At 66.9% G+C, this 12,406-nt stretch carries 5 protein-coding genes; all 5 read left to right on the top strand.

Features of this window, described 5'->3' with window-relative positions; translation table 11 throughout:
• The first annotated feature begins 122 nt into the window (after positions 1-122).
• The 5 genes from ACYVLP_RS21830 (at position 123) to ACYVLP_RS21810 (ending at position 12,384) form a co-directional block, all read left to right on the top strand.
• Complete coding sequence (locus ACYVLP_RS21830; protein ID WP_460629406.1) at positions 123-6,479, top strand: RHS repeat domain-containing protein; 6,357 nt, start codon at positions 123-125, stop codon at positions 6,477-6,479.
• 101 nt (positions 6,480-6,580) lie between these two features.
• The gene (locus ACYVLP_RS21825) at positions 6,581-7,243 is read left to right on the top strand and encodes a hypothetical protein (protein WP_460629405.1); all 663 of its coding nucleotides are present in this window, start codon (positions 6,581-6,583) and stop codon (positions 7,241-7,243) included.
• A gap of 1,283 nt (positions 7,244-8,526) precedes the next feature.
• Positions 8,527-8,682 carry a hypothetical protein gene (locus tag ACYVLP_RS21820; RefSeq protein ID WP_452269152.1) on the top strand — a complete coding sequence of 52 codons (156 nt, stop codon included), beginning with the start codon at positions 8,527-8,529 and terminating at the stop codon, positions 8,680-8,682.
• 170 nt (positions 8,683-8,852) lie between these two features.
• Entirely contained in the window at positions 8,853-11,210 is a 2,358-nt protein-coding gene (locus ACYVLP_RS21815; protein WP_460629404.1) for an arylsulfatase, read from the top strand.
• Positions 11,211-11,289: 79 nt separating this feature from the next.
• Positions 11,290-12,384, top strand: a complete 1,095-nt coding sequence (locus ACYVLP_RS21810) for an MBL fold metallo-hydrolase (RefSeq protein WP_460629403.1) — start codon at positions 11,290-11,292, stop codon at positions 12,382-12,384.
• The last annotated feature ends 22 nt before the right edge of the window (positions 12,385-12,406 follow it).

Here is a 12,406-nt window from a genome sequence, read left to right as displayed (position 1 = left end):
GCGGAGTCCCTCGTCAAGGATCCCGGCCCGCGACAGGGCCGCCACCCCACGCGTCAACCCACGCCCTTCTCGCCTGATGTCCCGCCCGCTCCGCGGGTGGACTCGCCAACCGGAGGTGCCCCATGCGGACTCACCCGTCACATCGCCTCGCAGGCATTACTGCGGCAGCAGTCGCGATCCTTGCCGCCCAGACCTGCTTCGCCACCATTGCCGACGCCCGGCCCGCGGGGAGCCCGATCCGGCTCACCGCCCACCAAGACCGTGCAGTCGATCTCACGTCGATCGCGCCCAAGCATCAAGCCTCTCCGCCGACGCCGCCGTCCGCAGGAGTGGTGCCCGACCTGCAACCATCAGCGGCCGCGGACGCGACCATCACCGTCCCTGCGCGAGGGACGGTAGCCGTCGCGGGGACCCCGGTTCGGCTCGCGCGCACCTCCACCTCGTCCGCCAGTGTCCATGTCCACGTGTTCGACTCGGCGACACCTTCCGCCCTCGGGCTGGGTGACCGTGCCATGCTCGTCGGCATCTCCAGCGCGGACCACGCGCCCATGACGGCCACGCTCGACGTGAAGGCGATAGCCGCCGGATCCGGCGGTGACTGGCTCGCACGCGCCCACCTGGTCCAGCTCACCGGCTGTGCTCACGCCAACAGCGGTGTCCGTTCCGTCAGCCCAACCTGCTCCGGCCGGACCGACCTGCCCACTACCAGCGACGGCCACGGACACCTCTCTGCGAGGCTTCACGCCGATAGCACCTCTGCGAGCTCGGCCGGCGGGGCGAGCGGCGCCGGGTCGGCGACTGCACTGACGTCGACGGGGACTACAGCACCCGCGGTCGAGCAGACGATGATGGTCGCTGCCACCGCAGCGCCAGCAGGTTCCACCGGCACGTATGCCGCGACGCCACTGGCACCGGCGTCCTCCTGGCAGGCCGGCGGGAAGGACGGATCCTTCACCTGGACCTACCCCATGCCCGTCCCGCCCGTCCCAGGCAGCCTCTCACCCACCGTCGAGATCAGGTACGACTCCGGGTCCATTGACGGGCGAGTCGCCGCAGCAAACAACCAGCCATCCTGGGTCGGCGACGGGTTCGACCTCGCCCCAGGCGGATACATCGAGCGACGCTTCATCGGCTGCGCCGACGACATGACCGGCTCCAACACCACCACCAAGACCGGGGACCTGTGCTGGAAGAGCGACAACGCAACTATCAGCCTCGCCGGCCACTCCGGGCCAATGGTCAAGGACAAGACCTCCGCGGCATGGCGGATCTTCGAGGACGACGCCTCCAGAATCACCCATTACGGCACACTCGGATCCCCGACGGAGTACTGGACGCTCACCACCACCGACGGCACGGTCTACACGTTTGGAAAAGGCACACCCGCCGTCGGCACGACCGCGACCAACAGCGCCTGGACCGTTCCGGTCTTCGGCAACCAGAGCGGTGAGCCCTGCTACGTCGCAGGCAACTTCGCCGGATCCGCCTGCGCCAGCACGATCTGGCGATGGAACCTCGACTCAGTCGTCGACATCCACGGCAATGCCATGAACTTCTACTACAAGAAGGAGACCAACGAGTACGGCGAGAACCTCAACCACACCGTCGTCTCCTACACCCGAGGCGGCCACCTGCTGCGCGTCGAGTACGGCCTACGCACTGACAACGCCACCAAACCGGCCGCCGCCGAGGTCGTCTTCAACGGCACCAGCCGTTGCATCAGCACCTCCACGCTGACGTGCGACACGACCGGCAAGATGAGCAACTGGCCCGACATCCCGACGGACCAGGTCTGCACCGCCAGCCTGGGCACAGTGGCTACGCCCTCCACCGGCGGGTGCGTCAACAAGTACTCGCCCACCTTCTTCACCGACACCCGCCTCACCAGCCTCGACGCCGACGTATCCAACGGAGCGACGCCACCGGCATACACGCCGGTCGACTCCTGGGCGCTGAACCAAAGCTTCAAGGACCCCGGCGACGGCACCTCGAAGGTCCTGTGGCCCGACTCACTCGTTCAGACGGCCAAGGACGGCGGGACCATCATTGCGCCCACCGTGGCACTCCAGACCACCCCGGCCACCCCGAACCGGGTCGACGCCGTCGGCGACGGGGCACCCCCGATCAACCGCTTCCGCCTCTCGGCGATCACGAACGGCCTGGGCGGCACCGTCAGCATCGGCTACACCCCGATCGACTGCACCGCCACGGACAGGCCTGCCAACGCGGCCGCCAACAACAACACCCGACGCTGCTTCCCCGTCCAGTACGTCATCCCCGGCGCGACCAGCCCCACCCTCAACTGGTTCCACAAGTACCTCGTGTCCCGAGTCGACACCAGCGACGCCGTCGGCGGACAACCCGACCTCGTCACCTCGTACCAGTATCTCGGCGGTGCCGCCTGGCACTTCGACCGTGACGACCTGGTCCCAGCCAAGCAGCGCACCTGGGGCCAGTTCCGCGGTTACAGCACAGTGCGGACCATCACCGGCGCGCCAGGCAGCACCCTGTCGGCCACCGAGGACACCTACATGCGCGGCATGGACGGCGACTGCATGGACTCCGCCTGCGCCACCAAGCGCACCGCCACCGTCACCGACTCCCGAGGCGGCAGCATCACCGACGGCGATCTGGACAACGGCGTCCACCGCGAGACCCGCGCGTTCGCAACCGTCACTGCGAGCTTCGACAGCGCCGGCAACGTCACCGGCTCGACCCTGTCAAACCCCGTCACGGAGGAGCTGCAGACCCCCGTGCTAGGAGCCATCACCGCTGACGACGGCACCCGCCAAGCCAGGATCCGCTCAACGGGAACCCGTTCAAGCCGGACCATCCGCAACGACGGCACCTACCTCCAGCGCGACGACACGAGCACTTACGACACCTACGGCATGCCAGTCACCCAAGAATCGGCCACCAGCGACGCCGGCACGACCTGTGTGCGCACCACCTATGCCAACGACACCACCCACTGGATCCACACCGCCAGCACCAGCGTGCAGAGGGTCAAGGTCGGCTGTGCCGCAACCCCAGCCATCCCGGGGGATGTCGTCTCCGGAAGCGAGACCCTCTACGACGGAGCAGCCACCTGGACCGCGAACCCGGCCCTGACGAAGGGCGACCCGACCAAGGTCCTCACGCTCAAGAGCTACTCCGGCACGACGCCGAACTACGTCACCACCGCGACGACGACCTATGAGAGCACCTACGGCAGGGTCACCAGTGTGACCGACGCCGTAGGGCACCAGACAACGACCAGCGACACGCAGAACACGGCCGGTCTCACGTCCTCGCAGACCGTGACCACCGGAGCAGGGACCACCACGCCCCAGGCGACGACGACCACCTTCGACGTCAACCGAGGGCTGCCGCTGACGGTCACCGACCCGAACAACAAGGTGACCACCACCACGTACGACGCGATGGGGCGCCTCACCGGCGTCTGGCTCCCCGGCCGCGCGACCACCGCCACAGCCAGCCGCACCTTCGGCTACACCCTCGGCAACGCCACGGCCCCGAGCCTCGTCTCCGCCGGTGAGCTGCGTAACAACGGCACGTACACCACGGCATACGGGTACTACGACGGGATGCTGCGCCCGGTCGAGACCCAGACACCTGCCGCCGACCTCACCACAGGCACCAGGATCGTCACCCAGACGCTGTACGACTCCCGAGGACTCACCGCTAGCACGCTCGGACCCGTGAAGGCCACCGGAGCACCCGGCACGGGGCTGGTCAATGCCGACAACGGCGCCCTGCCCGCCAGAACCGACTTCACGTACGACGGCGACAGCCGCCAGCTCACGTCCACCATGCGCGCCGGGATCGGCACGTACCACTACTACCCGACCGTCACGGCATACGACGGCCCGACCACGACGGTCACCCCACCCTCCGGAGGCACCGCGACCGCCACGGTGACAGACTCCCGCGACCAGGTCATCACTCGTCGGCAGTACACCACCACCTCGGGAACCGCCGGCGCATACCAAGACACGACCTACGCCTACGACGCCAACGGCAACCCCACCGCAATGACTGACCCCGCGGGCAACTCCTGGACCCGCGGATACGACCTCATGGGACGCCGAACGACCAGCACCGACCCGGACGCCGGGACGAGCGCCACCAGCTACAACGATGACGGCACCATCGCCACTACGACCGACAGCACAGGATCCACGCTCGCGTTCGTCTATGACCCGCTCGGCCGCAAGATCGAAGAACACACCGGCAGCAGCGCGGGCCCCAAGACCGCCTCCTGGCTGTACGACACCATCGTGAAAGGCCAGCTGACCTCGTCCACCACCTACGACGCGGCCGGCAACGCATACACCCGTGCCGTCACCGGCTACAACAACCTCTATCAGCCCACCGGCACCAACCTGAGCATCCCCGGCTCCGAGACCGGACTGTCCGGCACCTACACCACCACGGAGACGTACAACCTCGACGGGGGCGTACGGACGTACGTGCAGCCCACCATCGCCGGAGTCGCGGCCGTGGGCCAGGGCCCTGGCTATGACTCCTTGGGCCACCCGTACAGCCTCAACGGAGGCTCCAGCGGCCTTGTCGCCGGGACGTCTTACTCCGCCTACGGAGAGGTCGGGCTGCTGACCGAGGGCGTGGCCACGTCCAGCATCTACACGGCATACAGCTATGAGGACGGCACCCGGCGTCTGCTCAACCGGCAGGTCACCCGCGACAAGGGGACCGGCTACCTCGAGAACGAGAGCTTCACCCGCGACGACGCCGGAAAGCTCACGTCGGTCGTGGACAGCCCGACCGACCCGGGAGCGGGAACCACGTCAGACACCCAGTGCTTCGGCTACGACCCGCTGGGCCATCTAACTCTTGCCTGGACACCCGGCAGCGGCGGGTGCGCCCAGACCCCGGCCGCCGGCCTGCTCGGCGGGCCCGCGCCCTACTGGCAGAGCTGGACCTGGGACAACGCCACCGGGAACCGCACCACCCAGACCAGCACCACCACAGCTGGCGATACCACGACAACCAGCTACGCCTACCCAGCGGCCCAGGCTCGCCAGCCCCACACCGTGTCCCAGGCGTCCACGACGGGCGCAGCCTCCTCGAGCACCACCTACGGGTGGGACGCGGCCGGGAACGCGAAGAGCATCAGCACCGGCTCCGCGACGACGACCCTAACCTGGGACGCCCACGAGCGGCTCACCGGAACGAGCGGGCCAACGGGTACGACCTCCAACGTGTACGACGCGGACGGCAACCTGCTCATCGCCCGCGACGCCGGCGGCGCCACCCTCTACGCGGACCAGGGCCCGTTCGGGTCCACCGAGATCCGGTACGCCACCACCAGCGCGACCGCGAGCCTGGTGCACCACTACACGTGGCTAGGCCAACCCATCGCCGACCAGACCGGCACCGGTAGCGTGACCTTCGTGACCTGCGACCCGCACGGCACCGGCCAGCTCGCGATCACCGACGCCAACCAGGTCGTCGGGGTCCGCCGGCTCAACCCCTTCGGGGAGACCCGCGGGCCCGGCGGCCTGACGGGCACCACAGGGACCTGGCCTGATGCTCATGGCTTCATCGACAAGCCGGTCAACCCCACCACCGGGTTCAGCCACATCGGGGCGCGGGACTACGACCCCGGCCTCGGGCGGTTCCTGTCCACCGACCCGGTCATGGACCCCGACGACCCCTCCGGGTGGAACCCCTACAGCTACGCCTCAGGCAACCCTGTAGACAATTGGGACCCGTCTGGCCTGATGCGCGTCGCCGACGATCTCGGCCCCTCCTATGTCCCGCCGCCGGTCCACCACACCCAGGCCGCGTCGACGTCGCACCGGTACGTGCCCGCGGCACACCACGGGTTCCGGTACGAGTTCGAACAGGAGCGGCACGAGATGCTCGCCCTGCGTGCCAGGGGGCGCACCCTTCAGGCCGATCGCCGGGTGGAGCGCCCCGCCGAACCGCATGAGAGCACATTCGAACGCATCCATGGCGGCGGCGAAGCGTCACACGTCGCCACCGACTACGTCATCGCTCAGTCCGCCAAGGGAATTGAAAAGACGGACGAAGCCGCTGCAGAGATTCTCCGCGGCTCGCAGAAGAGCGATGGTCTCATCACGGGCCTGGACGTCGCCAAGAAGTGCTTACTAGGAGTTAGCGGAGTACTTGCTGCGGCTGATAGTTGGCAGCACGACTCGGAGCACGATGGGACATCCGAGCAGATCGACAACACCACCAAGCTTCGACACGCGTTGGTGATCGGCGGCTTCACCACCGCCTTTACGGCCGGCGGCGCCGCTCTCGGCGAAGGCGCGGGAGGCGTCTGCGGAGGAATCGGCGATCTGATCTGCGGCCCAGTGCTCGGCGTGATTGGCGGATATTTTGGGGGTGTAGGCGGCAGCGCCGTTGGCGAGAAGGTAAACGGGTTTATCGACTCTCTCGTGGTCGGGCCGACTGATCCGGAGGATTATACATGGGTCCCAGCGATCTAGGGAGTGGCGCGGCAGGCTCTCCTGTGCAGTCGTACTATTGGGCCCACGGACGTGAATCCCTCATCGGACGCATTAGCCCCTTGGGTCTCGGCGCGGGCGGAATGATGTTCATCACGGCCGGAATGGCGTTGTCTCCGAGAATTGCCGAACGCCTCCCCGAGGCGCCTCTTGTGGCGTTGAGCGCGACATTCTTGATACTCGCGATGCTCGACATTGGCCTCGCCGTGCTTGTTGGGGCGCGCCCGCCGGGCTCGATTCCATCGCGGAAGCTCGGCGGTTCAGTCACCTTCGGATGTGACCGGCAGAGGCTGGTCTCAACCGTCGTGGGTCTGATTGGGCTTTCCACATTGGGTGCCGCGCTCGTCAGCACCGGCAAAGTTTCGAGCTGGTTCGGCATCTTCGTTCCCGTGTGTGCCGCCGGCGCCGTCTGGGCCTGCTACCTGGTCGCGCGAAGCAAAACGCTGACGGTCCGCATGGACGATGACGGGGTGCATGACGACTCGTTTCCCTTCCGGCGGCGTCTGGCAGCGTGGGGGGACATCACATCGGTTGGTATATCCGCGACGACACCGGCAAGCGCCCAAGTTGTTCTGCATGTGAATCTCGAGGCCGAGCATAACCGCGAATCAAGGTTTCGTCGCCGAGATGACCGCCACCTGCGCGTCTCAACCTCGTTTCTGACCGTGTCAGCTTCAGAGTTACGTGATGCGATCCTGTCCGATCCGGCATTTCACGTCACTCGTGCTGACGAGCGTGGACACTAGTGGTCTGGCGCGTCGAGCGCGAGTGTTTGGGCTGCAGACTGGGCAGCCGCGACGACATTCGCCGTGCCCGGCGCCGGCTGGATGGCAGGCGCGACGCCCGGCCTTGTGGCCGCCGCGCGTGAAGGTGCCGCGGTCGGCTCGGCTGTGCCGGCGGTTGGGCAGCCGTCGCCGCGGGAGGAACGCAAGGCTCGAGAGCTTGAAGTTGAGGCGCAGCGGCAGAGGCACGATGGCTAGGCGTCACGTCCATCAGCCCGGGTCCGATTGCGGATCTGTTGCCGTGATTGGGCGGGTATGTTGACGCGGGATGTCTGTGAATGGCCGGGATTCAAAGTCGGACCCGCCGATGGAGGCGGGCACCAGCTGATCTTCGTTCCGAGATTTACATGGCGAACCGGCGCTGGAACGTTCTTCTTGCATGCGTTGGCCATACGCTTGTTGCGATCTCGGGCTCGAGAGATTCCGAAAGTTGGAGGCTTCGTGCGCTCTTATTGGGAGTTCTCGCCGTCTGCTTTCACTTATGGCACTGCCGTTAGCCGTCTTCAAGCTGGGACAGTTGGTCCTCTCACCTCGTGGTGTGATAACCAGGGCGCGACGCGATGTGGTGACATCGGAGTGGTCCTTGCGGGATTGTCTGTCTCATCGGCGTCGCTTTTCTGTGGGTGGTGGTACTGTCCGCGATTGACGGTGCCGCCGCATGAGCGGGACCAGCCATCGCCGCGGCAGCAGCGGAAGGCCCGGCGTCTAGCTGAGCCAACGGAGGCCAGGAGTGAGCAGCGCCAACGAGGAAGACAGCGTCGGATTGATGATCTTTCGACGTAACCGGACGTGGCAGGACATGATCAGAAAGTACACAATCGAAGTCGATGGTCACGATGTCGGTCGAATCTCCAGTGGAGGGACTTTATCCGTGGCGGTCTCCCCTGGAATTCACGCATGCAGGGCCAAGATAAGCTGGACGGGAAGCCCTGTGATATCTGTAAAGGTGTTGCAAGGGCGCCCAGCCGTCGTGTGGGTGACGCCGGGACGCACGGGCTCGCTCGAAAACGCAGCGTCAGAAGACCAATATCTGGCAATATCCGTTGAGGAGTCCGGCGGCGACTAAGGTCACGAACTGTTTCCGGTTTCGATGATGCGGTCGGAATGGTTCGGTGGAGCTTTGATCTGGAGGATATGAATCATCGATGAGTGCATCAAGAACGAACGGCGGGACGTCAGGAATTGCGAGTCGCACGAGAACCATTTTCGGGCTTTGGAGTCATTCCTGGGTGATCTACCCTGGTGCAGTGCTGCTGTTCGCCGGGTACGCCTTGGCGCACTGGGTAGATCAACGTCACTCGATCATGTGGACGATCGTCTCATTCGTCGCGGTGCTTGGTGTGATCATTGACGTTATCTGGTGTTATGTGCTGCCACATGACGGCCGGCCGCCGGATCGGTAGCCAACGAGGTGAATGTTCCAGAGCCTTCGCACCCCAGGAGTCGCCCGTAGGTGATGTCCGGGCTGCCGCGGCGACGCTGGGTCCCGCTGCAGAACCGCCTTCCAGGGGTGATGCCCCTCGCCGGGCAGCGGTCGCAAGGTGGGTCGCAAGAGCGCTCGAAAGGCCACGTCATGACCGACCTCCCCCGTACGTCCTTGCCGATTCCTGACCCCGAGGTGACCTCGCCGCCTGTCCTCGATGCCAAGGACCCGGCCGCGACCTATCCGCCGATCGAGCCCATGTACCCGCCCCAGGGGGCTCCCAACGTGCTGGTGGTGCTCATCGACGACTGTGGCTTCGGCGCCTCGAGCGCGTTCGGCGGGCCGATCCGCACCCCGACCTTCGACCGGCTGGCCGCGGCGGGCCTGCGGTACACGCGTTTTCACACGACGGCCTTGTGCTCGCCGACACGGGCGGCGCTGCTGTCCGGTCGGAACCACCACACGGTCGGGATGGGTGGCGTCACCGAGATCGCGACCTCGGCGCCCGGATACAACTCGCTGCGCCCCAAGAACTGCGCACCGCTTGCGGAGACGCTCAAGCTGAACGGCTACTCGACCGCCCAGTTCGGCAAGTGCCATGAGGTCCCCGTCTGGCAGACCAGCCCGATGGGCCCGTTCGACAACTGGCCCTCCGGTGGCGGCGGGTTCGAGCACTTCTACGGGTTCATCGGCGGCGAGACCAACCAGTACGCGCCGGCGATCTACCGCGACACCGTCCCGGTCGAACCAGACCGCACTCCGGAGGAGGGGTACCACTTCACGGACGACATGACCGACCACGCCATCGACTGGGTGCGCCAGCAGAAGGCCCTCATGCCGGACCGGCCGTTCTTCGTCTACTACGCACCAGGTGCGACCCATGCTCCGCACCATGTCCCGACCGAGTGGTCCGACCGCTACCGCGGTGAGTTCGACGCCGGGTGGGACGTCCTGCGCGAGCAGACGCTGAGCCGGCAGAAGGAGCTCGGAGTCGTCCCTTCCGATGCGGAGCTCACCGCCAGGCCGGACGAGATCCCGGCATGGGACGACATGCCCGACGACCTCAAGCCGGTGCTCGCCCGCCAGATGGAGGTGTATGCCGGCTTCCTCGAGCACACGGACCACCACGTCGGGCGGCTCATCGACGCCATCGACGAGCTCGGCGTCCTCGAGGACACGCTCGTCTATGCGATCGTCGGCGACAACGGGGCCTCGGCGGAGGGCACGCCCGAAGGGTGCTTCAACGAGCTCATCGTCCTCAACGGCGCCAACGCGCTGCAGACCACCGAGTTCATGGCCTCGCGGATCGACGACTTCGGCACCCCAGCGGCATACAACCACTACGCGGTCGGCTGGGCCCACGCGATGGACACGCCGTACCAGTGGACCAAGCAGGTCGCGTCGCACTGGGGCGGCACCCGCAACGGCACGATCGTCCACTGGCCGCGAGGCATCGAGGCCAAGGGCGAGCTGCGGCACCAGTTCCACCACGTCATCGACGTCGCTCCGACCATCCTGGAGGCTGCCGGTCTGCCTGAGCCGACGTTCGTGCACGGCATCCAGCAGCGCCCTTACGAAGGGGTCAGCATGGGCTACACCTTCGACGCTGCGAGGGCAGAGGACCGGCACCGCACGCAGTACTTCGAGATGTTCTGCAACCGCGGCATCTACCACGAGGGATGGACCGCGGTGACGCGGCACTCGACCCCGTGGATCATGGAGGCGCTGCCGTCGTTCGCCGAGGACCAGTGGGAGCTCTACAGTCCGGACGACTGGACACAGGCTCGCGACCTGGCCGCCGAGCACCCCGACCAGCTCGCGCGGCTGCAGTCGATGTTCCTGCTCGAGGCCGCCAAGTACAACGTGTTCCCGCTCGACGACCGCCGCGTCGAACGGTTCGACCCGGGCATGGCCGGCCGTCCCTCCCTGATCGCCGGCAAGAGCCAGGTGCTGTTCGGGGGGATGGGCCGCCTCACCGAGAACTCCGTCCTCAACATCAAGAACCGATCGCACGCGGTGACGGCCGATGTGACGATCCCCGGCGACGGAGCCAGGGGAGTGGTCGTCGCCCAAGGAGGATCGTTCGGTGGCTGGAGCGTATACCTCCATGAGGGCGTACTCGCCTACTGCTACAACCTTTTCGGCATTCGGCTGTTCAAGGTCTACGGCGAGGAGCCCGTCCCGGAGGGCAAGCACCAGCTCCGCGTCGAGTTCGCTTACGACGGAGGCGGCCTGGGCAAGGGCGGCTCGGTCGGCCTGTTCGTCGACGGCCGGCGTGCCGGCGGCGGCCGAGTCGAGGCCACGGTCCCGATGGTCTTCTCCGCCGACGAGACCATGGACGTCGGCAGCGACAGCGCCACCCCCGTCAGCGACGACTATGACCTTCGGACCGGGATCTTCACGGGCAGCGTCCGCCGGGTCCAGATCGACGTCGACGAGAACGCCGAGGACCCAGACCACCTCATCAGCCCCGAAGACCGGATGCGAATCGCGTTGACCCGGCAGTAGCGTGGGTCTTCGACGAGGGTGCTCGCCGCGGACGTGTTAGCAGATGTAGCGAATTGGGGTTGGCGACATGTCGTTGGCCATGCGTATCGAAGTGCTCCCCGCCCGACTGGGAGACTGCCTGCTCGTCGAGTGCCTGCGGCCCGGTGACCGACCGTGGCGAATGCTCGTGGACGGCGGTCCGCCGGACACCTGGCCGCTTCTCGAAGCGCGCCTGAGACGGCTTCCCAAAGACGACCACACCATCGACGTCGCCCTCGTCACGCACATCGACAGCGACCACATCGGGGGCATGCTTCCGCTGCTGTCGAGCGACCTCGCCGGTGACATCAGGGACTTCTGGTTCAACGGCCGCACGCATCTGCCCGGCGCAGACGGCAGAGCTCGCAGCATCGAACAAGGCGAGGGGGTGGTCGCCGACCTGCTCGGCAGCCCTGGTCCAGGGGCAGGCGCCGCCAGTCGCGCCGCACTGCCGTGGAACGTCGCCTTCGGGGGTGGGCCGATCGACCTGGGGACGCAGAAGGGCTTCCCGAGGGTCAACGTGCCGGACGGACCCACGATCTCGGTGGTGTCTCCCACGACCGAGCGGCTCCGCGCCTTGAGCGCGAAATGGGCCCAGGCGCTTCAGGACGCTCGACGTGCAAGCCGGCCCCTTCCGGCCCCCGACGTCCTCGAACCGTTGGACGACCTCGTGCGCATTGCCGCCCGCAAGACAGCCCGGGACACGTCGGTCCCCAACGGCAGCAGTGTCGGCCTCATCGTGGAGCATCGCGGGGTGACTGCGGTGCTCGCGGGGGACTCCTACGGGACGGTGCTCGCGACCGGCCTCACCGCCGCTGCGAAGGCCCGCGGCAAGGACCGGCTCGACGTCGACGTGTTCAAGCTGCCGCACCACGGGAGCGAGGCCAATGTGCTGCGTGCCCTCGTCGCTGCGGCTCCGGCCAAGAACTACATCGTCTCGAGCAACGGCGACGTCTTCCACCACCCCGACGACGCGGCCGTCGCCAGAGTCGTCACCGGCGGTCCACCTGGCGCGACGCTCTGGTTCAACTACAAGAACGACCGGACTGCGCGCTGGGGCGATCCCGACCTGATGAGCCGCTACGGCCACTCGGTCGTCTACCCAGACCCGGCGGACCCGGCCGCGGGTGTCGTCCTGGAGCTCCCAGCCGGGTGAGGGCCCGACTGCTGACGACCCG

This window comes from Intrasporangium mesophilum (assembly GCF_054783095.1).
This window is presented reverse-complemented; position numbering and strand designations above follow the sequence as displayed.